The organism is Pseudolysinimonas sp. 10J20-29 (assembly GCF_055809595.1).
Genome location: NZ_CM147917.1, coordinates 2,355,659 through 2,381,578, shown reverse-complemented (window position 1 = coordinate 2,381,578; position 25,920 = coordinate 2,355,659). Strand labels below are relative to the sequence as shown.

The 25,920-nt window shown below is 70.3% G+C and carries 21 protein-coding genes and 1 pseudogene; 12 read left to right on the top strand and 10 right to left on the bottom strand.

The genetic code is table 11. The features are described 5' to 3' along the window. Positions 1 to 50: 50 nt before the first annotated feature. Complete coding sequence (locus AC0L6Y_RS11510) at positions 51 to 2,018, top strand: efflux RND transporter permease subunit (RefSeq protein ID WP_473552485.1); 1,968 nt, start codon at positions 51 to 53, stop codon at positions 2,016 to 2,018. Between the two features lie 13 nt (positions 2,019 to 2,031). Beyond that, positions 2,032 to 3,225, top strand: coding sequence for an efflux RND transporter permease subunit (locus AC0L6Y_RS11505; protein ID WP_473552483.1), 1,194 nt, complete (start codon positions 2,032 to 2,034; stop codon positions 3,223 to 3,225). Positions 3,226 to 3,231: 6 nt separating this feature from the next. Here the strand turns inward: AC0L6Y_RS11505 and AC0L6Y_RS11500 are convergent, their stop codons facing one another. After that, positions 3,232 to 4,170, bottom strand: a complete 939-nt coding sequence (locus tag AC0L6Y_RS11500; protein WP_473552481.1) for an alpha/beta hydrolase — start codon at positions 4,168 to 4,170, stop codon at positions 3,232 to 3,234. A 234-nt stretch (positions 4,171 to 4,404) separates the two neighbouring features. Here AC0L6Y_RS11500 and AC0L6Y_RS11495 point away from each other — a divergent pair, with 234 nt between their 5' ends. After that, on the top strand, positions 4,405 to 6,405 hold the full coding sequence (locus AC0L6Y_RS11495; protein ID WP_473552479.1) for a DEAD/DEAH box helicase: 2,001 nt from the start codon (positions 4,405 to 4,407) through the stop codon (positions 6,403 to 6,405). Positions 6,406 to 6,481: 76 nt separating this feature from the next. On the opposite strand, the gene AC0L6Y_RS11490 is transcribed toward AC0L6Y_RS11495, so the two are convergent. The 6 genes from AC0L6Y_RS11490 to AC0L6Y_RS11465 all read right to left on the bottom strand — a co-directional run bounded on the left by AC0L6Y_RS11490 (position 6,482) and on the right by AC0L6Y_RS11465 (position 12,095). Further along, positions 6,482 to 7,381: an EamA family transporter gene (locus tag AC0L6Y_RS11490; protein ID WP_473552477.1), complete on the bottom strand. Its 900-nt coding sequence runs from the start codon at positions 7,379 to 7,381 to the stop codon at positions 6,482 to 6,484. Positions 7,382 to 7,449: 68 nt separating this feature from the next. Further along, positions 7,450 to 8,349 carry a DMT family transporter gene (locus AC0L6Y_RS11485; protein ID WP_473552474.1) on the bottom strand — a complete coding sequence of 300 codons (900 nt, stop codon included), beginning with the start codon at positions 8,347 to 8,349 and terminating at the stop codon, positions 7,450 to 7,452. Positions 8,350 to 8,371: 22 nt separating this feature from the next. Then, entirely contained in the window at positions 8,372 to 9,124 is a 753-nt protein-coding gene (locus AC0L6Y_RS11480) for an iron ABC transporter ATP-binding protein (protein WP_473552472.1), read from the bottom strand. Further along, entirely contained in the window at positions 9,121 to 10,107 is a 987-nt protein-coding gene (locus AC0L6Y_RS11475) for an iron chelate uptake ABC transporter family permease subunit (RefSeq protein ID WP_473552469.1), read from the bottom strand. Before AC0L6Y_RS11475 ends, AC0L6Y_RS11480 begins: the two co-directional genes overlap by 4 nt. Then, positions 10,100 to 10,987, bottom strand: coding sequence for an ABC transporter permease (locus AC0L6Y_RS11470; protein ID WP_473552467.1), 888 nt, complete (start codon positions 10,985 to 10,987; stop codon positions 10,100 to 10,102). Before AC0L6Y_RS11470 ends, AC0L6Y_RS11475 begins: the two co-directional genes overlap by 8 nt. A gap of 67 nt (positions 10,988 to 11,054) precedes the next feature. Continuing rightward, positions 11,055 to 12,095, bottom strand: coding sequence for a siderophore ABC transporter substrate-binding protein (locus AC0L6Y_RS11465; protein ID WP_473552465.1), 1,041 nt, complete (start codon positions 12,093 to 12,095; stop codon positions 11,055 to 11,057). A 134-nt stretch (positions 12,096 to 12,229) separates the two neighbouring features. Between AC0L6Y_RS11465 and AC0L6Y_RS11460 the strand changes: the two genes are divergently transcribed. From AC0L6Y_RS11460 to AC0L6Y_RS11450, 3 genes and pseudogenes are all read left to right on the top strand, one after another. Next, on the top strand, positions 12,230 to 12,964 hold the full coding sequence (locus AC0L6Y_RS11460) for a siderophore-interacting protein (RefSeq protein WP_473552463.1): 735 nt from the start codon (positions 12,230 to 12,232) through the stop codon (positions 12,962 to 12,964). Positions 12,965 to 13,020: 56 nt separating this feature from the next. Next, a pseudogene (gene recQ / locus AC0L6Y_RS11455) lies at positions 13,021 to 14,846 on the top strand (DNA helicase RecQ). Between the two features lie 9 nt (positions 14,847 to 14,855). Then, on the top strand, positions 14,856 to 15,338 hold the full coding sequence (locus AC0L6Y_RS11450) for a hypothetical protein (protein WP_473552460.1): 483 nt from the start codon (positions 14,856 to 14,858) through the stop codon (positions 15,336 to 15,338). Here the strand turns inward: AC0L6Y_RS11450 and AC0L6Y_RS11445 are convergent. Then, positions 15,321 to 16,910, bottom strand: a complete 1,590-nt coding sequence (locus tag AC0L6Y_RS11445) for a DHA2 family efflux MFS transporter permease subunit (RefSeq protein WP_473552458.1) — start codon at positions 16,908 to 16,910, stop codon at positions 15,321 to 15,323. The two genes, AC0L6Y_RS11450 and AC0L6Y_RS11445, sit on opposite strands and share 18 nt — an antisense overlap. 88 nt (positions 16,911 to 16,998) lie before the next feature. Next, positions 16,999 to 17,574 (bottom strand): PadR family transcriptional regulator, encoded by a 576-nt coding sequence (locus tag AC0L6Y_RS11440; protein ID WP_473552455.1) that lies wholly within the window; start codon positions 17,572 to 17,574, stop codon positions 16,999 to 17,001. A gap of 170 nt (positions 17,575 to 17,744) precedes the next feature. On the opposite strand from AC0L6Y_RS11440, the gene AC0L6Y_RS11435 reads away from it, so the two are divergent. From AC0L6Y_RS11435 to AC0L6Y_RS11415, 5 genes are read left to right on the top strand one after another with little or no spacing between them, the layout of a single operon-like run. After that, positions 17,745 to 18,722, top strand: a complete 978-nt coding sequence (locus AC0L6Y_RS11435) for an ABC transporter permease (RefSeq protein WP_473552453.1) — start codon at positions 17,745 to 17,747, stop codon at positions 18,720 to 18,722. Positions 18,723 to 18,754: 32 nt separating this feature from the next. Continuing rightward, entirely contained in the window at positions 18,755 to 19,630 is an 876-nt protein-coding gene (locus AC0L6Y_RS11430) for an ABC transporter permease (RefSeq protein WP_473552451.1), read from the top strand. Continuing rightward, positions 19,627 to 20,601, top strand: coding sequence for an ABC transporter ATP-binding protein (locus tag AC0L6Y_RS11425; RefSeq protein WP_473552448.1), 975 nt, complete (start codon positions 19,627 to 19,629; stop codon positions 20,599 to 20,601). The genes AC0L6Y_RS11430 and AC0L6Y_RS11425 overlap by 4 nt, the downstream gene beginning before the upstream one ends. Next, the gene (locus tag AC0L6Y_RS11420) at positions 20,598 to 21,356 is read left to right on the top strand and encodes an ABC transporter ATP-binding protein (protein WP_473552446.1); all 759 of its coding nucleotides are present in this window, start codon (positions 20,598 to 20,600) and stop codon (positions 21,354 to 21,356) included. Before AC0L6Y_RS11425 ends, AC0L6Y_RS11420 begins: the two co-directional genes overlap by 4 nt. Before the next feature lie 43 nt (positions 21,357 to 21,399). Further along, positions 21,400 to 22,989 (top strand): ABC transporter substrate-binding protein, encoded by a 1,590-nt coding sequence (locus AC0L6Y_RS11415; RefSeq protein WP_473552444.1) that lies wholly within the window; start codon positions 21,400 to 21,402, stop codon positions 22,987 to 22,989. Between the two features lie 482 nt (positions 22,990 to 23,471). On the opposite strand, the gene AC0L6Y_RS11410 is transcribed toward AC0L6Y_RS11415, so the two are convergent. After that, the gene (locus tag AC0L6Y_RS11410; RefSeq protein ID WP_473552442.1) at positions 23,472 to 24,965 is read right to left on the bottom strand and encodes an MFS transporter; all 1,494 of its coding nucleotides are present in this window, start codon (positions 24,963 to 24,965) and stop codon (positions 23,472 to 23,474) included. 137 nt (positions 24,966 to 25,102) lie between these two features. On the opposite strand from AC0L6Y_RS11410, the gene AC0L6Y_RS11405 reads away from it, so the two are divergent. After that, positions 25,103 to 25,765, top strand: a complete 663-nt coding sequence (locus tag AC0L6Y_RS11405) for a cysteine hydrolase family protein (RefSeq protein WP_473552439.1) — start codon at positions 25,103 to 25,105, stop codon at positions 25,763 to 25,765. Positions 25,766 to 25,920: the final 155 nt, after the last annotated feature.

Genomic DNA, 25,920 nt, shown 5'->3' with positions numbered 1-25,920 from the left:
TCGTCGGCCTGCACCGCCGCGGAGACCGAACACCCCGAGGAGCCATCCCCGTGCATCTGCTGTCCCTCTTCAGCCTCCGCAATCGTGCGCTCATCGCGCTCGTCACCATCGTCATCGGCCTGTTCGGCGGGATCGCGATCACCCAGCTCAAGCAGGAGCTGTTCCCGTCGATCAGCCTGCCGCAGGTGAGCATCTCCACGAGCTACCCGGGCGCCAGCCCGGCGGTCGTCGAGAACGACGTGTCGACGCCGGTCGAGGCGGCGCTGCAGGGGATCCGCGGGCTGAGCGGCACCAGCGCCACATCCGGCTCGGGGCTCTCGCTGGTCACCGCCGAGTTCGACTACGGCACCGACCTCACGACGGCCGAGCAGAAGGTGCAGCTCGCGCTCAACCGGATCGCCAACCAGCTTCCCGACGACGTCACCCCGACGGTGGCGACCTTCTCCTTCGACGACTTCCCGGTCATCCAGCTCGCCGTCACCAGCGACCTCGACCAGAACCAGCTCACCAGCCGACTCGAGTCGATCGCGGTGCCCGAGTTCCAGTCGCTCGACGGGGTGAGCGAGGCCTCCGTCACCGGCGGCGCCGGCGAGCGCGTCGAGATCACCTACGACCCCGAGAAGCTCGAGGACAACAACCTCACCACGCAGTCGATCGTCGACGCGCTGAACTCGGCGGGCGTCCTGCTGGCGGTCGGGGAGATCGCCGAAGACGGCACGACCCTCACCGTGCAGTCGGGCGCGCGCATCGAATCGGTGGACGAGCTGCGCGCGCTGCCGGTGCTCGGCGGCTACACGACCGACACCGAGACGGTGCCCGGCTTCGGCGAGGTGACGACCTCGGAGGCGCAGGAGCTCACGATCGACGACCTCGCCACCGTCGAACTGGTCGACAACCCCTCCGACTCGATCGCCCGGGTCAACGGCGAGCCCTCGCTCGCGGTGGCGATCACCAAGACGGCGACCGGCAACACCGTCGACGTCTCGCACGCCGTCTCGGAGGCGCTCGAGGAGGTCGCCGCGAAGGTCGGCTCGAACACCGAGTTCACTGTCGTCTTCGACCAGGCGCCCTCGATCGAGCGCTCCATCGAGACGCTCGCGACCGAGGGCCTCCTGGGTCTCGCCGCCGCGATCCTCGTGATCTTCGTCTTCCTGGTCTCGATCCGCTCGACGCTGGTCACCGCGATCTCGATCCCCGCCTCGCTGCTGGTGACCTTCATCGGCATGTGGGCGAGCGGCTACTCGCTCAACGTCCTGACGCTCGGCGCCATCACGATCTCGATCGGGCGCGTCGTCGACGACTCCATCGTCGTCATCGAGAACATCAAGCGGCACCTGGCCCTCGGCGACGACAAGCTCACCGCGATCAAGACCGGCGTGCGCGAGGTCGCCACGGCGATCACCGCCTCCACCGTCACCACCATCGCGGTGTTCCTGCCGCTCGCGCTGGTCAGCGACATCACGGGCGAGCTGTTCCGGCCCTTCGCGGTCACGGTGACGATCGCGCTCGCCGCGTCGCTCTTCGTCGCCCTGACGATCGTGCCGGTGCTCGCCTACTGGTTCCTAGGGCGCAAGCCGCTCAGCGCGAAGGCGATCGCGAAGGCGGAGGCGGCGCAGGCCGCGGCGGCCTCCGGCGAGGACGAGCTGGAGCGCCCGACGCGACTGCAGAAGGTGTACCTGCCGGTGATCCGCTGGACGCTGCGTCGCCCCGCGATCACGCTGCTCGCCGCGGTGCTGGTGATGGGCGGCACGATCGCGACCGTGCCGCTGCTGCAGACCAACTTCATCGGATCCAGCGGCGCCAACACGATCACCGTCACCCAGACCATTGACGCGGGCTCCGACCTCGAGGCGAAGGATGCCGCCGCCACCAAGGTCGAGCAGGCGCTGATCGGGGTCGAGGGCGTCGAGATCGTGCAGTCGTTCGATCGGCGGCGGCAACCAGCTGGCCGCCTTCTTCGGCGGCGGCAACGACGCGACCTTCTCGCTCACCACCGACGAGGACGGCGATCAGGATGAGATCACGGCCGCCGTGCGCGCCGCGATCGACGATCTGAGCGACGTCGGCGAGGTGACGGTTGGCGGCGGCGAGAGCGCCGCGTTCGCCTCCAGCGACATCTCGATCCAGATCTCGGCCGGGGATGAGGACGCCCTCCTGGAGGCGACGTCCGCCGTGCTCGATGCCGTGAGCGACCTCGACGTGACCGCCGAGGCAACCAGCAACCTCGCCGCGAGTCGGCCGTTCATCTCGGTCGACGTGGATCGCGAGGCCGCCGCCGAGTACAACCTCAGCGAACTCGCGGTCGGCAGCCTGGTCGCCCAGGCCATGCAGCCCGCCGCCTCCGGCGACTTCGAGCTCGACAACACGGTGATCTCGATCTACCTGGTCGACCCGGACGAGCCCGAGACGCTCGAGCAGCTGCGCGAGTACGAGCTGCAGACCCCGACCGGTGACACGGTGCGACTCGAGGAGATCGCCGAGGTGGAGATCACGAACGGGCCCACCTCGATCACCACCGAGCGCGGCGTGCGCACCTCCGAGGTCACGCTCACCCCGAACACGGCCGACCTCGGCTCGGCGGGCGCCGTCGTCACCGCCGCGGTCGCCGACGTCACCCTGCCGGAGGGCGCCTCGGCGAGCGTCGGCGGCGCGGTCGCCGACCAGCAGGAGGGCTTCGCCCAGCTCGGGCTGGCCGCTCTGGCATCGCTCCTGATCGTGTACATCATCATGGTCGCGACCTTCCGCAGCCTCCGCCAGCCGCTGCTGCTGCTGATCTCGGTGCCGTTCGCGGCGACCGGCGCGATCCTGCTGCAGCTGGCGAGCGGGGTGCCGTTCGGCATCGCGTTGATCATCGGCGTGATCATGCTGATCGGCATCGTGGTGACGAACGCGATCGTGCTCGTCGACCTCGTCAACCAGTACCGAGATCGCGGAATGAAGGTGAACGAGGCCGTCGAGCACGGCTCCTCGCGCCGTCTGCGCCCGATCCTGATGACGGCACTCGCCACGATCGTGGCGCTCATCCCGATGGCACTCGGCATCACCGGCGAGGGCGGATTCATCTCGCAGCCGCTGGCGATCGTCGTGATCGGCGGGCTGCTCTCCTCGACGCTGCTCACGCTCGTCGTGCTGCCGACGCTGTACGCCCTCGTCGAGGGCGCCTCCGAGCGTCGCGCCGCCAAGCGCGAGGCCCGAGCCGCCGCGGCGGAGACCGCCGCGAACTAGCCGCGCTCAGTCGGCGGCGAGGATCGCCTCGCCGCCGACGGTGCGCGCCAGGAAGTCGAGGATGCGCGCCGAGATGTCGGCGTCGAGCAGCATGATCGCGTGCCGGTCGCCGGGGACGACGAGGAGCTCCACGTCGACTCCCGCCTCGCGGAGGGCGGCCGCGAACAGCTCGCCCTGCTCGTCCGGAACGAACTCGTCCTCCGAGTGCACGATGAACACCGGCGGATCGCTCGCGTCGATCGCGGTGATCGGCGAGGCGAGCGCCGCCGCCGCGCAGTCGTCGTCGGACTCGCACCCCAGGTAGTCGAGCCGCCGCGGCGTCAGTCGGGCGTCCTCGGCCACGCCGCTCAGGTCGATCGGCGCGCTCAGCTCCACGACGGCGGCCACCCGGTCGGGGGCCGACCAGGCGCCCTCGCCGGCGGTGCCGACCCAGGCGGCGAGCGTACCGCCGGCGGAGCTGCCGAACAGCGCGATCCGATCCGGGTCGATTCCGTAGGCGGCGACCTGCGAGGGCTCGCGCAGCCAGGCGAGGGCCGCCCGCACGTCGTCGGTCGCGGCAGGGAACTGCGCCGCGGGCGAGAGCCGGTAGCTGATCGAGAACGTGGGGTAGCCGGCGCCCGCCAGCCACTCGCAGGTCTCGCGGTACAGGGCTTCGTCGCGGGCGCCGCGATACCAGCTGCCGCCGTGGATGAAGATGATCGCCGGTCGCGCCTCGGTGCCGTCGCTCGCGGGAAGGCAGGTGTCCAGGGCCAGCTCCGTGCCCTCGGGCGAGGCGTAGACGAGGCCCGCCTGCACCGTCACCCCGTCCACGAGCGGCAGACCGAGCGGCGCGGCGACCGTCTCGGCGGCTTCGATCTCGCTGGAGGCGGGCACGCATCCGGCGAGCACGGCACCGCACAGCGTCACGAGCGCGAGAGCTCTCACGGACGGCGCGATTCGGGGCATGTTCAGGCGAGCATAGGCGAATTCAGGATCGGTCCTGTAAGGTACCGAGGTCGGCTCTCGACAGCGGAACTCTCCGCAATGCTTCACTGTGTGTCGAATCGGGCCGGATCGTCAGCGCATCCGCTGACGAGGAATCCATTCAGGAAAACGGCCCCGGTCAGTATCGCCCGGGTTCTCACGCGGCTGCGTTCAGTCGTTGTGCACTCTGTGTGACCACAACCGGAAAAGACATCCATGCCTCAGAAGAAGGGCGCGCCTGTGCGCGCGCCGAAGTTCAAGTCCAGCGCCCCCAAGTCGGGCAGCAAGAGCCCCAAGCACCGCGGCTATCGTGCCGAGGATGCCGCTGCGGGCACCGCTCCGGCGCCCAAGAAGGCGCGCTGGAGCAGCGACGACCGCGTCGCCCGCGGCCGCAACGCCGAGCGTCCCCGCGGCGGCGAGTCCGCCGCGCGCGGTGAGCGCACCGGCGAGCGCCCCAACTGGGAGCCGCGTCCCAAGCAGTCGCGCTTCGAGCGCGACGCGCAGCGCACCGGCCGTGTCGACCGGGACGCCCGCCCCGCGCGCGGTGACCGGGACGAGCGTCCGCGTTACAACCGCGACGACCGCCCGGCCCGTTTCGACCGTGACGAGCGTCCGCGCTTCAATCGTGACGACCGTCCGGCTCGCACCGACCGCGACGAGCGCCCCCGTTACAACCGCGACGACCGTCCGGCTCGCACCGACCGCGACGAGCGCCCCCGTTACAACCGCGACGACCGCCCGGCCCGTTTCGACCGTGACGAGCGTCCGCGCTACAACCGTGACGACCGCCCGGCGCGCGACGACCGCCCCCGCTACAACCGCGACGACCGTCCGGCCCGCGAGGACCGCCCGCGTCGCGAGTTCGGCAACGACCGACCGCGCCGCGACTTCCAGGACGACCGTCCGCGCCGCGACTTCCGCGATGACCGTCCGGCGCGTGCGCCGCGTCAGGACGAGGCCGCCCGCTTCGTTCCGACCGACGACGTCGTGCTCGAGCGCCTCGAGGCGCAGGCCATCGTCGCCGGCGACTCGGAGGGCGTGAGCTTCGGCGACCTCGGTCTCGGCGACAACATCGTGCGTGCGCTCGCCGAGCTCGGCGCGGCCTCGCCGTTCCCGATCCAGGCGGGCACGATCCCCGAGGTTCTCGCGGGTCGCGACGTGCTCGGCCGCGGCCGCACCGGCTCTGGCAAGACCATCGCCTTCGGCGCCCCGCTCGTCGAGCGCCTGCTGCGCATGCAGGCCGGCGACAGCAAGCGTCGTCAGCCGGGCCGCAAGCCGCGCGCCCTGATCCTCGCGCCGACGCGTGAGCTCGCCCTGCAGATCGACCGCACCGTGCAGCCGATCGCCCGCAGCGTCGGACTCTTCACCACGCAGATCTACGGCGGTGTGCCCTACGCGCGTCAGCTCGGGGCTCTCGACCGCGGTGTCGACATTGTGATCGGCACGCCTGGCCGCATCCAGGACCTCTCGGCGCAGGGCCGCCTCGACCTCTCGCAGGTCGTCGTGACCGTGCTCGACGAGGCCGACCACATGTGCGAGCTCGGCTTCGCCGAGCCCGTGCAGGAGATCCTCGACCGCACGAGCGAGGGCGGCCAGAAGCTGCTGTTCTCGGCGACCCTCGACAAGGGCGTTGCCGAGATCGTCGAGCGCTACCTCGTCGAGCCGAGCGTCCACGAGGTCGCCGGCGAAGACCAGGCCAGCTCCACGATCGACCACCGCGTGCTCGTCATGGATCAGCGCGACAAGCTCGCGGTGCTCGCCGAGCTCGCCTCCGGTCCCGGCAAGAAGCTCGTCTTCGCCCGAACTCGCGCCTTCGCCGAGCAGCTCGCCGACTTCCTCGACGAGGCGGACATCGCGGCCGACGCGATCCACGGCGACCTGAACCAGTCGCGCCGTCAGCGCGCCCTCGAGAAGTTCAGCAAGGGCCGCCTGCAGGCGCTCGTCGCCACCGATGTCGCCGCGCGCGGCATCCACGTCGACGATGTCGACCTGGTCATCCAGGCCGACGCGCCCGACGAGTACAAGTCGTACCTGCACCGCTCGGGCCGCACCGGCCGCGCCGGCAAGTCCGGTGTCGTCGTGACGCTCGTGCCGCGCAACCGCCGCCGCAAGGTGGAGGACCTGCTCAGCCGTGCCGAGATCACCGCCGAGTGGATCCAGGTCCGCCCGGGCGACGACGTGATCCGCGACCTCGCGGAGGGCGTCGCGATCTCCTAGGTCGCAGAAGCCGTGTGATGCGGGGGTGGTGCCGTCAGGCGCCACCCCCGTTTCCGTCTCGCCCGGAGGCTGCGGCTCAGCCCAGGCCGAGCAGGATCGAGAGATCCCGGTGCGAGCCGAGGGTGGCCGCCGCGACGAGCGCGAGGGCGAGGCCGAGCCACTGCACCGGGGCGATCCGCTCCCGCAGCACGATGGCCGCCAGCAGAATGGTGCCCGCCGGGTACAGCGCAATCAGCACCGACATGATGCTGAGCTCGCCGAGACGCAGGCCGATCAGGATGAGCGAGTTCGCCGTCACCTCGAGCACGCCGCAGGTGATCGCGAAGACGATGCCGGCGCGCCAGCCGGAGACGCGCGCCGGGGACAGCGGCGCCCGGCGTCGCGCGAGGAGCGCCATCCCGACGATGACCGCGCCCAGCACGAGCACGGTCGCCAGGCGGTGGGTGATCAGCGGATACAGCCCCGAGTCGGCGGGAGCGTGGTCGATGGAGACGAGGAACACGCCGATCAGCGCCCCCGAGCCGACGGCGTACAGGATGCCGCGGAGCCGCGGGCGGACGGCGCCCTTCTCCGGCACGAAGCCCACGAGCACGACGGCGACCAGCGCGAGGCCGAGGGCGAGGTAGCCGAGCAGGCTGAGCTCGTCGCCGGTGGCCAGGCCCCAGGTCATCGGAATGATCGCGGAGACGACCGCGGTGAGCGGCGACAGGATGCTCATCGGACCGATGGCGAGCGCGGCGTAGAGCAGCATGATCGCCAGGCCGCCGCTCACGCCCGCGATCGCACCCCACGCGAACGCCTCGACCGAGGCCACCCCGCCGACCAGCGGCGCGATGATCAGCATCAGCACGAGGCCGGTGACCCCGGCCATGAAGGTGACCCGCACGGCGGCGATGCGGCGCGAGCCCATCCCGCCCATGAAGTCGGCGGCACCGAAGATGAGAGCGGCGCCGAGGCCGACGAGAACGGGAATCACCGCTCCACGTTATCCGCGATGCGGAGGCGCGAATTCCACCCGGTCGCGCGCGCCGATGACGTGAGCTTCTAGCCGAGGGCGAGCACGGCGGCGAGCTCGCGATGCGAGCCGAGCATCGCGGCGGCGGCCACCGCGAGGGCGAGACCCGCCCACTGCACGGGAGCGATGCGCTCCCGCAGCAGGATCCCCGCCAGCAGGATCGTGCCCGCCGGGTACAGGGCGACCAGCACCGACATGACGCTGAGGTCGCCCAGGCGCAGGCCGAACAGGATCATCGCGTTGGCGGTGGCGTCGAGGATGCCGCAGATCAGGGCGATGCCGAGGCCCGCGCGCCAGCCGGTGCGCGCATCCGTCGACTCCGCGGTGCCGCGTCGCGCCCGCACGATCAGCACCAGGATGAGCGCGCCGAGGAACACCACGCTCGCGGCGCGATTCGCGAGCAGCGGCACGAGCCCCGAGTCGTCGGGCGTCTGGTCCATGATCACCAGGAAGATGCCGATCAGGATTCCGGAGCCGACCGCGTAGAGAACGCCCCGCGGGCGCGGCCGCACCGCGCCCTTCTCGGGCACGAAGCCGACGAGCACGACCGCCACGAGCGCCAGGCCGAGGGCGAGGTAGCCGACCCCGGTGAGGGTCTCCCCGCCGAGCAGCCCCCAGGTCATCGGCACGATCGCCGAGATGACGGCGGTCAGCGGCGACAGGATGCTCATCGGCCCGATCGCGAGCGCGGCGTAGAGCAGCACGATGGCGAATCCGCCGCTCAGCCCCGACAGCGCTCCCCAGAGCAGCGCTTCGCCCGAGACGGCACCGCCGGACAGCGGAGCCGCGACGCTCATGAGCACCAGGCCGGCGATGGCGGCGATGAAGGTGACCCGCAGCGGCTGGATCCGCCGGGCGGCGAGTCCGCCGAAGAAGTCGGCGGCACCGAAGATGAGGGCGCTGGACAGGCCGACGAGAACGGGGATCACCGTCTCACGCTAGCGCCGGACGTCAGTCCCAGAGCACCACCCGGCGCTCGCCGACGTGCTCGACGCGAACCGGGGTCTCGTAGAGCGTGCTGAGGTTCGGCACGGTCACCACCTCGTCGACGGGTCCGTGGCAGTGGATGCGTCCGTCCTTCATGGCGATGATCGAGTCCGCGAACTGTGCGGCGGTGTTGATGTCGTGCATGACGACCACGATCGTGAGCCCGCGCTGCTCGGCGAGCTCGGCGAGCAGCTTCATGAGCGCGACCGCGTGGCGCGGGTCGAGGTTGTTCAGCGGCTCGTCGAGCAGCAGGTAGTCGGTGTCCTGCGCGACGGCCATGGCGACGAAGGCGCGCTGCCGCTGGCCGCCCGACAGCTCATCGAGGTAGCGGTCGCGCAGCTCGGTGAGCGTCAGCAGCTCGAGGGCGCGTTCGATGTGCTCGACGTCCGCGGCGGTGCGACCGGACCCGCCGTGCGGAAACCGCCCGAATCCGACCAGGTCGGCGACGGTGAGCCGGATGGCGAGGTGGTTCTCCTGCCGGAGCACGGCGAGCCGCTGCGCGAGGGTGCGCGTCTTCGCCGTGGCGACGTCCAGCCCGCCGACGACGGCGGCCCCCGCGTCCATCCGCGCCAGGCGGCCGATGAGCGTCAGCAGGCTCGACTTCCCGGCGCCGTTGGGGCCGATGATGGCGGTGAGGCCTGCGGCGATGGCGACGTTGACGTCGTCGACGGCGATCGTCGGCCCGTGTCGCTTGCTGAGGTTCTGGGTCTGGATCATCGGGCCCTCCCGGTGAGTACGAGAACGATGAACAGCACGCCGCCGAGGAACTCGATGACGACCGGAAGCTCGGTTCCGAAGCCGAGCACCCGATCGAGCACCAGCTGCCCGCCGACGAGGGCGATCACGCCGACGGCGATGACGGCGGGGACGCTGTGACGATGCCGGTGTCCGACCAGACTGTAGGCGAGGTTGGCGGCGAGGAGGCCGAAGAACGCGACCGGGCCGACCAGCGCAGTGGAGGCCGCCACCATCACCGCGATGGCGACGACGGTGTGCATCACGACCGCGCGATGGCGGACGCCGAGGCCGATGGCGGGCGTCTCCCCGAGCGCGATCACGTCGAGGGATCGCCGGATCGGCCACAACGAGGCGAGCGCGGCGGCGACGAGGATCCCGGTCGGCAGCAGCAGGGTCCGGTCGACCGAGGTGAACGAGGCGAAGACCAGGTTCTGCACGATCGCGAACGTGTCGGGATCCAGGAGGCGCTGCAGGAAGGTCGTGATCGAGCGGAACAGGGTGCCCAGGATCAGTCCCGCCAGCACGATCACGTGGAGGTCGAGGCGGCGTCGGACGAACAGCCACCAGTACAGGCCGACGACGGCGCCGGTCATGACGACGAGCTCGACCGCCCAGGATGCGGCGGCGGGCGCGCCGGCGAGGAACGCCGGGCCGAGCGTGAACGCGACGCCGGTCTGGATCATCAGGAACACCGCGTCGAAGCCCATGATCCCGGGGGTCAGGATGCGGTTCGCCGTGATGGTGTGGAACAGCACCGTGGCAACGCCGACGGCCGCTGCCGCGATGATCATGCCGGCGATGGTGCGCGAGCGCAGCCCGAGCGCGTATTCGGCGGCCGCCGGCAGGTCCGTGAACAGGTAGAGCCCGACGCACACCACGGCAAGGCCGGCGATCAGCGAGAGCCGGATCGCGGGGCGCGCGGTGCGCGGCCGGCGCGGTGCGCGGGTGGCGATGTCAACCACGGGCCACCGCCTTCGAGGACGGCGAGCGGAGCAGGAGGGCGAGGAAGATCACGCTGCCGAGGATTCCCATGACGACGCCGAGCGGGATCTCGTAGGGGAAGTTCACGAGCCGCCCGACGATGTCGCAGGCGAGCACCATCGCGGCGCCGATCATGGCCACGAGCGGGACCGTCCGCCGCATGTTGTCGCCGACGAGGCGGCTCGCGATGTTGGGGACGATCAGCCCGAGGAACGGGATGACTCCGGTCGTGACGGTCGTGATTCCGGTGACGAGCGCGACGATCGCGACGCCGAGAATGAAGGTCGCCCGCGCGTTGAGCCCGAGGCCGCGCGCGGTGTCGCTGCCGAGCCCGGCAATGGTGAAGCGGTCGGCGGCGATCCAGGCGATCAGAGCCGCCGCCGCGGCCAGGTAGAGCATCTCGTAGCGCCCGCGCAGGATGCTCGAGAGGTCGCCGAGGGCCCAGCTGTTCAGCTCTTGGAGGAGGTCGACGCGGTAGGCGAGGAACGTGGCGGTCGCCGCGATCACGCCGGCGTACATGAGCCCGACGACGGGCACGAGCACGCTGGATCGCACCGGGATGCGCCGGGCGAGCCCGAGGAATCCCGCGACTCCGATCGCCGCCCCGAGGGTCGTCGCGATGGCTTTGGCCCAGATCGGCATGCCGGGCTGGAGGACGAGCACGAACAGCAGCGCGAGCGTGGCGGCGTCGCTGGCGCCCGTCGTGGACGGTTCGACGAAGCGGTTGCGCGTCAGCACCTGCATGAGGAGCCCCGTGACGGACATCGAGACGCCCACCAGGATCAGGGCGACGGTGCGCGGGATGCGGCTCGCCAGCAGGACCAGGGCGTCCAGTTCGGCCACCCCGATGAACACCGACACGACCGCGAGGGCCGCGACCAGCGCGGCCCCCGCGATCGTGAGGGTTCGGGTCCTGGGATTCAGGGTGTCAGCCTTCGAGTCCCGCGACGAGCGCGTCGAGCACGTTGCCGACCGCCGTCAGCCCGCTGATGACGATGTACAGCTCGGAGGCGGGGAGGTAGATGATCTGGCCCTCCTGCGCGGCCGTGGTCGCGCCGACGAGCTCGTTGTCCAGCACCTCCGCGGCGGCGCTGTCGCCGGTGGTCTCGCCGGTCGCCGCGCCGCGGTCGAGCACGAGCAGCCAGTCGGGGTCGACCGAGAAGATGAACTCGTTGGAGACGACGTCGCCGTGCGGGGATCCTTCCGCGCCGGGAAGCTCGGCAGCGGGAACCGCCGAGGTGAACCCGAGCCCGTCGAAGAAGTAGCCGAACCGCGAACCTTCCGCGTAGGCGCCGTACTCGCCGCCGGTGACGATGAGCATGAGGGCCGAACCGGCGTCGGGTGCGAGGGCCGAGATCTCAGCGATCCGGGTCTCGATGTCGCCGACGAGGGCGGCGACGGCGTCTTCCGCGCCGAAGATCTCGCCGAGCTGGGTGGCCCGCACGATGGCGGCTGCCGGGTCGAACGCACCGCCGACCGCGGCGGTGAGGTCGATCGTGGTGGTGATCTCGGCGAGCTCGTCATACGCGGAGGAGGAGCGCGCCGCCGTGACGATCAGGTCGGGGTTCAGCTCGGCGACGGCCTCGAAGTCGGGCTCGAAGAGCGTGCCGACGGTCGGGAGCTCGGCGTACTCGGCGAGGTAGTCGGGCAGCACGGCCTCGGGGATGCCGACGACGGCGGCGCCGAGACCGAGGGCATCCAGCGTGTCGAGGGTGGCCAGGTCGAAGGTGATGACGCTGGTGGGTCGGAAGGGGACCTCGACGCTCTCGGAGGGCAGCGAGTAGTCGACCACGGTCTGGTCCGTGGCGGTGCTGTCGTCGCTGGCCATGAACGCCGGCTTGGCGTTCTCCACGACGACGGTCGCAGTGGCGACGGCCTCGGGCTCGGCCGTGCCGCTGCAGGCGCTGAGTCCGAGAGCGGCGACGACGGCGAGGCTGACGGTGATCGATGATCGACGATGAATGCGCATCGAGGTTGTTTCTCCTTGGGTCGGTGACCGGGTGTTCTCCCGGGCCTGACGGGGCGTACCGGGCGGCACGCCTCGGCGAGCATATATGAAGTTAGGTGAGGCTTACCAAACTCAAAATCGGTAGAGTGGACGCGATGGTCTTCTCACTCGTTCGCACCCCGCTCCCCAACGGCTCGCGCCGTGTCGCCGTTCGTCGCGTCGACGCGCTGACGCCGACCTACCTCCGCATCGCGCTCGAAGGCGACTTCACCGACTTCGAGTCGCGCGGCGCCGATGACCACCTGCGATTGTTCTTCGTACCCGACGGCGTCGGTGCCGGTGAGCTCGCCGAGCTGCGCGACTACCCGTCGCGCGAGTACACCCCGGTGTCGTGGAGCGACGACGAGCTCATGCTCGACGTCGTCGTGCACGGCGAGGGACCCGGCTCGAACTGGGCCGCCTCGGCCACGCCGGGCAACGGAGCGATGGTCGGGGGGCCGCGCGGTTCTCAGGTGATCGAGGGGCGACCGGATCACTGGCTCCTGGCCGGTGACCGCACGGCGCTTCCCGCGATCCGACGGTTCGCGGCCCAGGCGGCCTCCGGTGTTCCGGTCGACGTCGTGGTGATCGCCGAGGATCCCGCCGATGAGCAGTCGATCTCGACACCGGGTGACCTCCGAGTCACCTGGGTTCGCGACCTGGATGCGCTGATCGCGGCGCTCGACGCCGCGCCGCGCCGAGACGGCGACGGCTTCGCGTTCGTGGCCGCCGAACAGTCGGTCGTGAAGCCGGCGCGCGCCGCGCTCGTGTCGGCAGGATTCGACCTCGAGCGGTCGATCGTGAAGGGCTACTGGAAGCGCGGCGAAGCCGAGTACCACGCGCCCCACTGAGCCCGCGGCGCCGTGATCGGCCCCACCGCGTCCGCGGTGCCGTCTAGCCTGGACGCATGACGTCCACCGCGCCCGCCGCCCAGCCGAGCGCCCCGGCGGAGGTGCTGCACCGCGTCTTCGGGTACGCCGAGTTCCGCGGCGAGCAGGCCGAGATCGTCGACCACGTCGTCGGCGGCGGCGACGCGCTCGTGCTGATGCCGACCGGCGGCGGCAAGTCGCTGTGCTACCAGATCCCCGCACTCGTGCGCTCCGGCACCGGCGTCGTCATCTCGCCGCTCATCGCCCTCATGCAGGACCAGGTGGATGCGCTCGCCGCCCTGGGCGTGCGTGCCGCCTTCCTCAACTCGACGCAGGACGCCGAGACCCGGCGCGAGGTGGAGGCGGCGCTCGTCGCCGGCGAGATCGACCTGCTCTACCTCGCGCCCGAGCGCCTCAACGTGGGCGCCACCCTCGACCTGCTCGATCGCGCGCCGCTCGCCCTGTTCGCGATCGACGAGGCGCACTGCGTCAGCCAGTGGGGCCACGACTTCCGCCCCGACTACCTGCGGCTGACGGTGCTGCACGAGCGCTGGCCGACGGTGCCGCGCATCGCGCTCACCGCGACCGCGACCGACGCCACTCGGCGCGAGATCGTGCAGCGGCTGGAGCTGACGGACGCGCGCCAGTTCGTGGCCAGCTTCGACCGTCCGAACATCCAGTACCGCATCGAGCCGAAGGCCCAGCCGATGCAGCGCTGCTGACGCTGCTGCGCACCGAGCACCCGGGCGACGCCGGCATCGTCTACTGCCTCTCGCGCAAGAGCGTCGAGAAGACGGCGGATGCGCTGGTCGCCGCCGGCATCCCGGCCCTGCCGTATCACGCGGGCCTCGACACGGCGACGCGCGCCCGCAACCAGTCGCGGTTCCTGCGCGAGGACGGCATCGTCATGGTCGCGACGATCGCGTTCGGCATGGGCATCGACAAGCCCGACGTCCGGTTCGTGGCGCACCTCGACCTGCCCAAGAGCGTCGAGGGCTACTACCAGGAGACGGGGCGCGCCGGCCGCGACGGCCTGCCGAGCACCGCGTGGCTGGCCTACGGGCTGCAGGATGTGGTGCAGCAGCGCCGCATGATCGACGAGGGCGAGGGCGACGTCGCCCACAAGCGGCGCCTGTCCGCGCACCTCGACGCGATGCTCGCACTGTGCGAGACGATCGAGTGCCGCCGGGTGCAGCTGCTGAACTACTTCGGCCAGAGCTCCACGGCGTGCGGCAACTGCGACACCTGCCTCAGCCCGCCCGAGTCATGGGACGGCACCGTGCCCGCGCAGAAGCTGCTGTCGACGGTGGTGCGCCTGCAGCGCGAGCGCAACCAGCGCTTCGGAGCCGGGCACCTGATCGACATCCTGCTCGGGCGCGAGAACGACCGCATCCGCAGCAACCGCCACGACGAGCTGCGCACCTTCGGCATCGGCGCCGAGCTGAGCGAGCAGGAGTGGCGCGGGGTCGTGCGGCAGCTGCTCGCGCAGGGGCTGCTCGCCGTGCAGGGCGAGTACGGCACCCTCGGCATCACCGAGGCCTCGGCCGCGGTGCTCGCCGGCGAGCGCGCCGTGCATCTGCGCCGCGAGCCCGAGCGCCCGGTCAAGCGCGCCAAGCGCAGCGCGGGCGCCGAGCTGCCCGAGCAGGCGCAGCCGCTGTTCGAGCGGCTCCGCGAATGGCGTGCGGGGGTGGCCCGCGAGCAGGGTGTCCCGGCGTACGTGATCTTCAATGATGCGACGCTGCGCGGCGTCGCGCTCACCGAGCCCACCTCGATCGAGCAGCTGGCCGAGATCAGCGGCGTCGGCGAGAAGAAGCTCGAGGCCTACGGCGAGGCCGTGCTGGGCGTGGTGACCGAGACTCAGTAATCTCGTGCCATGACCGACGTTCTGAGTCGTCGCGCGGGCGATGTCGCCGCCGGCGTCGCGCTGCTCGCGTTCCCGTTCGCGACCGCGATCGTGAAGCTCATCGCCCCGGGCTGGATGGCCCTCATCTATTTGACCGGCCTGATCGTCTTCGTGCCGCTTTACGTGCTCGTCGTGGTGATCGTCATCACCGGCTTCTTCGCCCGGCGCAGCCCCTTCGCCTTCGTCGCCGGGGGCCGGGTGCGTGCCCGCATCGCCGCGTGGACGCACATCGGCACGTTCCTGCTCGCGACGGCCGTGCTGGTCGACGGCGGGGACGACGGCACCTGGACCTCGCCCCTGGCGCTGGTCCTCGGGCTTCCGTCCAACACCGACTTCGCGGATGCGGCGAACGTGGCCTTCTCTCCCCTCACCCTGCTGTCGGGCGTCGCCCTCGTCTGGCTGACGGTCGAGTGGATCGTGGCGCTGCGCGCCCGGTCACGTGCGCTGAACTAGTTCCGCATCCTCGGTTTCGCGCCGTCCGCCGAGGGAGGCGGTGGCGACGAGTCCGACGGTCAGGAAGCCGGCGGCGGCCAGCGCCGCGAGCCGCGTCGAGTCGGTGAACGCCTCGCGCGCCGCATCGGCGACGGCGGGCTGCTCCGCGTCGAAGCCGGAGATGGCGGTGCCGGCGCTGTCGACCACGGCATCCACGATCTCCTCGCGCGCCGACTCGGCGAAGCCCTCGTCGGCGAGCTTCGCGTCGAGGTGCGTGCCGAGGGCCCCGAACAGGATCGTGCCGAGGATCGCGATGCCGAGCGCCGAGCCGACCTGGCGCGAGGTGCTCTGGGTGCCGGAGGCGCGTCCGCTGTCCTCGATCGGCACGTCGTTCAGCACGACTCCGGTCAGCTGCGCGGTCGCGAGTCCCACGCCGAAGCCGTACACCGCGAGCCCGCCGGCGATCGCCCACGGTGAGACGTCGACGGCGAGCACGAGCGCGACGATCAGCAGCCCGAGGATCTCGGCGAGCAGTCCCGTACGCACGATCAGCACCGGACGCAGTCGCGCCCCGAGCGAGCCGGCGAAGCCGCTGGCGACGAAGCTGCCGCCGGCGAGGGCGACCAGCACGAGTCCCGCCTGCAGTGCGTCGTAGTCGAGCACGGTCTGCAGCCAGAGCGGGATGGAGAGGATGATGCCGAACTCGCCGAGCGACACCAGCATCGCGACGATGTTGCCGTTGCGGAACGACGGGATGCGGAACAGGCCGAAGTCGATGAGCGTCGTCCGCCCGGTGCGCGAGCGCCACACGCCCCAGGCGATGAAGGCGACCAGCGCCAGCGCCGAGATCGCGAACGCGAGCGGAACCGGCGACAGATCGAGCGGCCACGTCCAGTCGCCCACCTGGAAGGGGGTGTCGATCAGCCACCAGCCGTAACTGCGGCCCTCGATGAGCCCGAACACGAGGGTGCCGAACAACACCACCGAGATCGCGGCGCCGACGAGGTCGAGTCGGCCGGGGTTCGGGTCGCGCGACGCGGCGACGAACAGCAGAGCTCCGACGATGATGATGATGCCGAGCGGCACGTTGATGCCGAAGGCCCAGCGCCAGCTGAAGAAGGTGGTCAGCCACCCGCCGAGCAGGGGCCCGACCGCGGCCATGCCGCCGATCGTGGAGCCCCAGACGGCGAAGGCGATCGCGCGGTCCTTGCCGCGGAACCCGGCGTTGATGATCGACAGCGTCGTCGGCAGCAGCATCGCGCCGCCGACGCCCTGCACGACGCGCGCGGCGATGAGCGCCCCGCCCGAGCCCGCAAGCGCCGCGATCACGCTGGAGACGGCGAAGATCGTGATGCCGAGCAGCAGCATCCGTCGCCGGCCGATTCGGTCGGCGAGCGTGCCGAACACGAGCAGCAGGGAGGCGAAAACGAGCGTGTAGCTCTCCTGCACCCACTGCACCTCGGTCGAGCTCAGCCCGAGCTCTTCGACGATCGAGGGCACCGCCACGGTGACGATCGTCGAGTCGACGATGATGAGCGCGACGGCGAGGCTGACGACGACGAGGCCGATCCAGCGGGTGCGAGGTGAGGGCACGCGGAAACTCCTTCGAGCGTCGAACTACCTCACGCTATCACCGCGCCTCGCGGGTGGCGGAGGCGCCGCGGGAGCGGGTGCGTGGCGCTTACGGAACCGTGATCGCGTGCTCGGCGAAGACCTCGCGCACGGGGCGATCGGGGTTCTCGAGCACCTCGCGCAGCCCGTCCAGCCACACCAGCGTCTGCTGGGTCTGGCGGTACCACAGCAGGTGCATCGCGTGGCGGTTGCGCCAGACGCGCGTGTCCTCCCGGACGTTGTCCCAGGTCTCGAGCAGGTGCTCGAGCCCGAGCAGCCGGCGCCGCTGGAACGCGGTCTCCGCGTCGATCAGGTATCCGGCGTTCTTGTCGTCGAGCACCCAGAGCGTGGTGAGCCGCATCATCGCGTCGTCGCGGATGCCGTGGTCGGGCTCGTCGAGGAGAAGCCAGCGGCGCAGCTCTTCGATGCCGGCGTCGTTGATGACGTAGCTCGTGCGGCCCCGCTCGTTCCGCTCGCTGATGTCGATCAGCCCGGCGGCCTCCATCTTGGTCAGCTCCGAGTAGACCTGCGAGGGGCTGGCGTGCCAGGCGCGGTCCACGTCGTCGGCGAAGCTCGTGTTGAGGTCGTAGCCGGTTCGCGGAACGCCCCGGGAGAGTGCGGACAGGATTGCGTGTCGCAGCGCCATGGATCCTCCGTTTTTCCGAGTCTTCGTCGACTCAGAGCATAAAGCGCCGTTGGTCGACACGGCGCACGCCCTCCAGGGTAGTCCTTTTGTGAACTATGCGTTTGGAACCGAAGAACGGGATTAATGCCGGCGTAACAAGTCCGAAATAGAAGTACTGTCTAATTCCAATTGTGGACTACAAGACTTTGGCACATAACCGGTTCGTCCGGTTCGTCGGGGCGCGCCTGCTGCTGACAGTGCTCACCGCCTTCTTCGTCGCCGCGGTCGTGTTCTTCGCGATCCGGGCGATCCCCGGTGACCCCGCGATCACGATCCTCGGGACGGACAGCACGGTCGAGGAGCGCGCCGAGCTGCGTGTCGTGATGGGCCTGGACCAGCCGCTCCTCGTGCAGTTCTTCGGCTGGCTCGGTCGACTGCTCACCGGAGACCTCGGCTACTCCTACAGCCAGGGCCGCCCCGTGCTCGAGATCGTGGGCCCGGCGCTCGAGAACACGGCGCTGCTCGGAGGTGCTGCCGCACTCATCGCCGTCGTGCTCGCGATCGTGATGGGCAACCTTGCGACCTCCTCGGTTCGCGCGGTGCGACGCACGATCGACTGGATCGAAGCCTTCTTCCTCTCCGCCCCGCAGTACTCGGTCGCGCTCCTTCTCCTTCTCGCCTTCGCCGTTCTGCTGCCGATCTTCCCGGCGGGAGGGCTCCGCAGCCGCGGCGACGGCGGATTCCTCGACGTCGCCGCCCACCTCGTGCTGCCGGCGACGGCGCTGGCGCTCGCGCCGGGCGCGCAGATGGCTCGATCGCTCAAGACCTCGATCGCGACCCTGCAGGCGACCGAGCTCCTTCCCGCGCTGCGCGCGCGCGGCCTCTCCCCGTGGCGTCTCGCGGTGCACTCGCACCACAACGCACTGCCGCCGATGATCACCGTCTTGGGGATCCAGGTCGGCTCGATGCTCGGCGGCGCGCTGTTCGTCGAGAACATCTTCAGCATCCCTGGGCTCGGCGCGCTCGTCGTGCAGTCGGTCGCCCTCCGCGACTACACGCTCGTTCAGGCCGTGGCGCTCGTGATCGCGGTCGTCTTCGTTCTCGTGCTGCTGCTTGCCGACATCCTCAATGCGCTGCTCGATCCTCGAATCCGGGTGGGACGAGCATGACCGGCCTGCTTTCGAGCGAAAGGAGAGCCGCCGTGGCTCCACCGACACCGACACCGACGGCGACGCCGCGCTTCCAGCGCCGCGGTCTGCTTTCGCGCCTTCCGCTGCGCAGCCAAGTAGCGCTCGGCATGGTGGTCGTCGTCGCACTGGTGGTGACGCTGGCACCGGTGCTGCCGATCGCCGACCCGCTGAGCGGGTCGCTCTCCGACCGGCTGCTGCCCTTCTTCAGCGACGGCTACCTGCTCGGCACCGATTCGCAGGGCCGCGACATGTTCAGCCGCTTGGTCTACGGCACGCGAACCTCGTTGATCGCGGGCGTCGTGCCGATCCTGATCGCGACGTCGATCGGGCTCGTGATCGGCACCATCGCCGGGCTCGCCGGAAAACGACTCAACACCGTCATGATGCGCGGCGTCGACATCCTGTTCGCCTTTCCCGGGGTGCTGCTCTCGCTCCTCCTCGCGATCACGCTCGGCGTCGGACTCGGAACGCTCATCCTCGCGCTCTCGGTGGTCTGGATCGCGCCGGTGGCGCGCATCGCCGAGACCGAGGTCACGCGCATCCGCGATCTCGACTTCGTCACGGCGGCCCGCGCGAGCGGGGCAAGCCTGCCCTCGATCCTGGGCCGGCAGATCGTGCCGGTCGCCCTTCCCGCCGTGCTCGCCTACTCGACGTCGCTCGTCGGCGCGAACGTGGCGATCGCGGGCGGACTCGGGTTCATCGGTCTGGGCGTCCCGTCGCCCGAGCCGGAACTCGGCTCGATCCTCCAGGAGATGCAGGTCGCCATCTACAGCGACCCGGGCCTCGCGCTGGCGCCGGTCATCGTCATCATCGCGCTCTCGATGCTGTTCCCGCTGGTCGGCGACGGATTCCGAGAGGCCATCTCCGGACGGGGGCAGGAATCATGAGCCGGGCAACGACAACCACGGCGGCGGCCGGGCAGCTCGACGCCCAGACGCCGTTGGCACTCGACGCGACCGACGTCTCGGTCGCCTTCCGCTCACCGCGCGGCGGCTGGAACACCGTCGTCGACTCGATCGGGCTCGGCCTGGAGCGCTCGCAGGTCACCGTGCTGCTGGGCGAATCCGGCAGCGGCAAGACCGTGTTCGCTCGCACCATCACCGGCATGGCGCCTCGCGCCGCGAAGATCTCGGGAACGGCCGAGTTCGACGGCGTCGATCTGCTCTCCGCGGATCGGCGGACCCTCCGCCGGCTCCACGGTGATCGCGTCGGGATGGTTCCGCAGGATCCGAACTCGTCGCTCGACCCGATGCGACGCATCGGCGGTCAGATCGTCGAAACCCTGTTGCAGCACGGCAAGGCGCCGACCAAGGCGGCCGCGCTCGCTCGCGCCACCGAGCTGCTCGAGCTCGTCCAGATCAACGATCCGGCGCGGGTGCTGCACAACTACCCGCACGAGGTGTCCGGCGGGATGCGTCAGCGCATCGCGATCGCCATCGCGATCTGCTGTGAGCCGGAGCTGATCGTCGCCGACGAGCCGTCCAGCGCGCTCGACGCGTCGGTCGGGGTGCGCGTGGTGCGACTCCTCGACGACCTGCGCGAACGACTTCACACCGCGATCCTGTTCATCACGCATGACATCGGCATCGCCGCCCTCATCGCGTCGAAGCCGCACGACCGGGTCGCCGTCATGCTGGGCGGCCGCATCGTCGAGCTCGGCTTCGCGCATCAGGTTCTGCACAACGCGCAGCACGAGTACACGCGAGCGCTGCTCGCCGCAGAGCCCTCCGCCCGCACGCCGCGCGGTCAGCTCGCCGTGGTGCCCGACGAGGTCCGGATGCGCCGCGACTGGGGACCGTTGCGCGACATCGAACCCGGCCACGCGGTGGCCTCGACTCCCGAGGTGGCGACATCATGAGTTCCGTTCTGGCAGCTGACGGCATCGTCAAGCGCTTCGGCGCGTTCACGGCGCTCGACGGGGTCTCGTTCCGGCTGGAGCGCGGACGCACGCTCGGGGTGGTCGGCGAGTCCGGCAGCGGCAAGTCCACGCTCGGCCGGATCGTCATGCGTCTGATGTCACCTGACGCCGGCACGGTGACGCTCGGGGATGACGACCTGTTCTCGATGAGCCGGCACCGGCTGCGCATGGCCCGTCGGCGCATCCAACTGGTGCCGCAGGATCCGCGCCACGCCCTGAACCCGACGATGACGGTGCAGCGGTCGCTGGCCTTCCAGCTTCGCGCCCAGGCGGTTCCCGCGCGGGAGTGGGCGTCGCGCTCGGTGGAGCTGCTCGCCCGGGTGTCGTTGACGGCGGACTACCTCCACGCCTATCCGCACGAGCTGTCCGGCGGGCAGGCGCAGCGGGTGGCGATCGCGCGCGCGATCGCCGACAACCCCGAGGTGATCGTCGCCGACGAGGCGGTGTCGGCCTTGGACAAGTCCGTTCAGGCGCAAGTGCTGAACACGTTCGCGGAGCTTCAGCGCGACCTCGGTGTCGCCCTGTTCTTCATCAGTCACGATCTCGCGGTCGTAGAGCACCTCAGTGACGACGTGCTCGTTCTCAACCGCGGTCAAGCCGTCGAATCGGGACCGACCCGTGCCGTGCTGGACGACCCGAAGGATCCCTATACCCGGGTCCTTCTGGACGCGAGGCACAGCGCGGAGGCGACGTGACCGACGGAAGAAACGCGCACCCCCCTACGACACAAGGAGAGACATGTTTTTCACAAGCACCCGCTCGCGACGCCTGACGGCGCTCGCGGCCGCGGCTGTGTCCACGGCGCTCGTCCTGACCGGCTGTGCCGGCAGCGACAGCTCGGACACGGTCGAGCAGGAACTCATCATCGGCTCGCAGATGGCGTCGTTCCCCAGCCTTGACACCGGCGCCATCACCACCGCCGGCTACGAGGGGCAGCGCCTCATCGGCAACCTGATCTACGAAGGCCTGACCAAGCGAGACGTCTCGGACCCCGACGCGCCGGCTGGCGTCGCGCCGGCCCTGGCCGCGTCGTGGGACATCGCGGACAACGACCTCGACTACACCTTCTACCTTCAGGAGGGCGTCACCTTCCACGACGGCACCGCCTGGGACGTTGACGCGCTGCTCTTCAACCTCGAGCGCTACATGAACGAGGACGACCCCAACTACGACCCGGTGCTCGTCACCTATTACTCGGTGCTCAACTTCATCGAGTCGGTCGAGAAGGTCGATGACATGACGGTCATCTTCCACCTCAACCAGCCGTTCGCGTTCTTCCTGGCGGACCTGTACAACGTGTACTTCGCCAGCCCGACCTCGCTGGAGGAGTCCGGCGCGGCCGGCCAGGCGAAGAACCCGGTCGGCACCGGCCCGTTCATCTTCGACGCGCTCGAGGAGAACCAGTCGATCTCGTTCGTTCGCAACGATGACTACTGGGGCGACGTCGCCAAGCTCGACCGCCTCACCGTCGAGTTGATCCCGGACCCCGCCGCCCGCACCGCGGCGCTTCGCTCGGGTCGCGTCGACTGGATCGAGAACGCCCAGCCGGATGACTTCGCCAGCCTGGAGTCTGCCGGGTTCGTGACGGTCGGCAACGCCTTCGACTGGGAGTGGTCGTGGCAGCTCATGACCGAAGAGGCGCCGATGCATGACATCCGCGTCCGCCAGGCGATGAACTTCGCCATCGACCGTGAGGCCATCGCGCACGACCTGATGCACGACACCGCCTCCGCCGCGTACCAGATGTTCGCCCCGGCCAGCCTCTACTACGACGAGGCCGACGACATCTACAGCTACGACCCCGAACTGGCGCTCGAGCTCCTTGCCGAGGCTGGGTACGAGGACGGCATCGACATCACCGTCGGCTACATCACGGCGGGCTCCGGCTCGATGCAGGCGAAGTCGATGAACGAGGCGCTTCAGGCGCAGCTGGCCGAGGTCGGCATCAACGTCACCCTCGAGCCGGTCGACTTCTCGGGAATGTACGGACAGCTCGGTGAGGGCAACACCGGTTGGCACGCCGCCAACCAGGCGTTCAGCCTCGAGCAGCCCTCGAGCTGGAACGGCTTCTGGTTCGGCTGCGACGGCAACCTCTTCAACTACTGCAACGAGGAGGCCGACGCGCTGTACGCCCAGGCGATCGTCACCACCGACGAGGCGGAGCGCGCCGCGCTCCTGACCGAGGTCGGCCACCTGGTCACCGCGGACGCCGCGTGGCTGTTCGTCGCCAACGACACCGCGCCGCGCGCGATGTCGGCGGACGTCGAGGGCTACGTCCAGCCGAAGAGCTGGTGGATCGAGTTCACCGACGTCTACATGGTCGGCTAGCTCCACCCGCAGGAACAGGGCCGGTCCCGCCGTCAGGCGGGGCCGGCCCTTCTGCGTGCCCGCAGCGCCGCCCTCGGGCCTGGCAAGGATGCTCGCCCGAGGGGCGACAGTCGGGGGCTCCGGCCGGCCGCCGTCCCCGGCGCTCCGGCAGGGAGGGCGGTGCCCGAGGCATCCGCCGTGTGCGGTGCCCGACCATCCGCCGTGTGCGGCGCCCGGCGCGGCTGCCGTGAGCGGCTGCGCGGTCGCGTCACCGTCATTGACGGTTACCGCTTCATCGCACGCCCATGCTCCTCCGTCTGCGCCATCCAGTGCTCGGGCCCAAGACAGCGGCCGAGTTGCCGAGGGGGTCGGCGTCGTCCGGCGGGCCCCGGTGCCGCGGTGCAGGCGGGGCGCGACAGGCGCGGCACCGCGGGCACGCGGGGGAGACCCGATGCCCGGCAGGACGGCCCGGTGCGCCGGTGTCCCGCTCGCGAGCGGAGCGCCTAGACCGCGGCGGTCGCGCGGGTGGCGGCGTCCTCGATAGGCGCCTCAGCGACCGGTGCCGGCGCGGGCTCGCGAGTGCGATCCAGAATCGCCAGCACCGACGCGATCGCGAGGAAGAGCGCCGTCACGGCGATCGCCAAGGTCGGGCCGAGGGTCGGCTGCCCGGCGACCGTCTCGGTGTGCTCGTAGCCGTAGTAGAGGATCAGCGCGACCGCGATGCCGAAGGCGGAGCCGAAGCGCTGGGCGAACTGGATCAGCGAGCCCGCGACGCTCGCGCGGTAGTCCGGAACCTCGACGAGCGTCCGCGCCTGGTTGGCCGGGCCCGCGATCGCACCGCCGAAGGAGTTCGCGACAAGGATGATGCTCACGATCACCGGCAGCAGGCCGACCGGCGCCGCGCCGAAGGCGAGCGCGATCCCGCCGAGCGCGAGGGCGCCCATCCCCGTGCCGATCGCGATCAGGCGATAGGTCGAGCGCTGCGGCAGCCGGCCCGCGATCCACGCGCCGATGATCGTGGACACGGCCGCGGGCAGCATCCAGAGCGCCGTCTGAAGCGCGGTCTGCCCGGCTGCCTGCTGCAGGCCGATCGTGATGATGAGGGTGCCCGCCGTCGCGGCGGCGTGCATGAATCCCGCCACGAAGACACCGGTGGTGAGGTGGCGGAATCCGAACAGCAGCGGATCGACGAGCGCCTGAAGGCCGCGTCGGGTTCGTCGACGCTCGAACAGGATGAACGCGGTGGCGAACACGGCCCCCGCGGCGGTCAGGATGAGTGTCCACCAGGACGCGGGGGAGTCCTCCGAGATGGCGCTCAGCGGTCCGGCCAGGAGCGCGACGGCGGGGGCGAGCAGGAGGAAGCCGACGACGTCGAAGCCGCGGCGCTTCTCGCCCTGCGGCTCGCGGATGACGAACGCGGCGATCGGCAGCACGACGACGCCAATCGCGACGTTCAACCAGAACAGGGCCCGCCACGATTCGGCACCGCCGACCAGCTCCATGATGACGCCCGCGATGACCGGCCCGAACAGCGAGGTCGCGGCGATCGTGGCCGCGAGGGCTGCCAGCGGCCGGGAGCGCTCCTCGGGCGGGAAGATGCGCTGGATCAGTCCGAGCACCTGCGGCATCAGGATTCCGGCGCCGGCACCCTGCGCGAGACGCCCGGCGATCAGCCAGGCGATGTCCGGCGCGAGCGCGCACATGACGCTCGCGGCCAGGAAGATGAACCCGCCGACGAGGAAGACGGCCTTGCGCGGGAGGACGTCACCGATGCGTCCGGCCGGAAGAAGCAGCACGGCGTACGCGAGCGTGTAGCCGACCACCATGAACTGGATGGTGGATCCGGATCCGCCGGTCGACTCCTGAATCGCCGGCAGCGCGACCCCGACCTTGGAGACGTCGAGGATGGTGAGTGCGGCGGTCGCCGCGAGCACCCCGAACGTGGCCCAGCGACGCGGCGCACGGCGCGCCGAAGGGGTGGAGATGCGGGCGTTCACAAGATCCTTTCGTCGGCGTCGGAGTCGCACGAGCGTCGAAATCACGAGCGAACGGAAACATAGAGGAAACACCTATACTGTACAACAGTATTGGAGTACGGCTTCACACTACATTGAAGAAGAAAGCGAGAGCCACCATGAGCGACCGGACTGCCGTCGTGATGATCGACATGCAGAACATGTACCTCGAGCAGGACCGACGCGACGCCTACGGCTGGCCGCCGATCTGGAACTTCGAGGCCGTCGTCGCCGAGTGCGCCGCGCTCCTCGCCGACGCCCGCTCGAAGGGCATCCCGATCATCTACACGCGACAGGTGAGCCGGCCCGACGGCGCCGACACGCCGCCCAGCATCCGCCGCCTCGCCGAGTCCCTGAAGGACGCCGCCGACGGCCCGGTCGTCGAGCCGAATGACTGGTCGTCGCAGATCCTCGACGCGGTCGCGCCGCAGCCGGGCGACATCGTGATCGAGAAGCACCGGTGGGATGCCTTCTTCCAGACCGACCTCGACACGATCCTTCGCAACCTCGACGTGCGCCGTCTGGTCGTCGCGGGCCTGCAGACCAACGTGTGCGTCGAGACGACGTCGCGCACCGGGATGATGAAGAACTTCGAGATCGCCGTCCCCGAGGACGCGGTCTCGACCGACGGCAAATCGCTCCACGACAACGCGCTCGACGCGATGCGCGTGCTGTACGTCGAGGTGGCTCCGTGGCGCGAGCTGCTCGCTCCGGGGGCGCCGTGGGACCGCGCGTTCACGACGCCGAACTACGGCCGCCGCGACGGCGACGCCACGGCCTGACGCCCGGCGCGCGGCGCGTTCAGACTGGCGGGTCCTGCCACAGGGATCGCCGGTCGATTGTGGGTTCCCGACAAGGAGCCGAACGATCTCGCGCCGCGCCTTCGTCACCCGACAACGACTCTCTCGACGTTTGCAGGCGCCGGACGTAGCCTCAC

Excerpts from the sequence above, each read along its gene's own strand:
- AC0L6Y_RS11500 (WP_473552481.1), bottom strand. The coding sequence starts at position 4,170 with ATGCCCCGAATCGCGCCGTCCGTGAGAGCTCTCGCGCTCGTGACGCTG.
- AC0L6Y_RS11495 (WP_473552479.1), top strand. The coding sequence starts at position 4,405 with ATGCCTCAGAAGAAGGGCGCGCCTGTGCGCGCGCCGAAGTTCAAGTCC.
- AC0L6Y_RS11480 (WP_473552472.1), bottom strand. The coding sequence starts at position 9,124 with ATGATCCAGACCCAGAACCTCAGCAAGCGACACGGGCCGACGATCGCC.
- AC0L6Y_RS11465 (WP_473552465.1), bottom strand. The coding sequence starts at position 12,095 with ATGCGCATTCATCGTCGATCATCGATCACCGTCAGCCTCGCCGTCGTC.
- AC0L6Y_RS11460 (WP_473552463.1), top strand. The coding sequence starts at position 12,230 with ATGGTCTTCTCACTCGTTCGCACCCCGCTCCCCAACGGCTCGCGCCGT.
- AC0L6Y_RS11450 (WP_473552460.1), top strand. The coding sequence starts at position 14,856 with ATGACCGACGTTCTGAGTCGTCGCGCGGGCGATGTCGCCGCCGGCGTC.
- AC0L6Y_RS11440 (WP_473552455.1), bottom strand. The coding sequence starts at position 17,574 with ATGGCGCTGCGACACGCAATCCTGTCCGCACTCTCCCGGGGCGTTCCG.
- AC0L6Y_RS11425 (WP_473552448.1), top strand. The coding sequence starts at position 19,627 with ATGAGCCGGGCAACGACAACCACGGCGGCGGCCGGGCAGCTCGACGCC.
- AC0L6Y_RS11420 (WP_473552446.1), top strand. The coding sequence starts at position 20,598 with ATGAGTTCCGTTCTGGCAGCTGACGGCATCGTCAAGCGCTTCGGCGCG.
- AC0L6Y_RS11415 (WP_473552444.1), top strand. The coding sequence starts at position 21,400 with ATGTTTTTCACAAGCACCCGCTCGCGACGCCTGACGGCGCTCGCGGCC.
- AC0L6Y_RS11405 (WP_473552439.1), top strand. The coding sequence starts at position 25,103 with ATGAGCGACCGGACTGCCGTCGTGATGATCGACATGCAGAACATGTAC.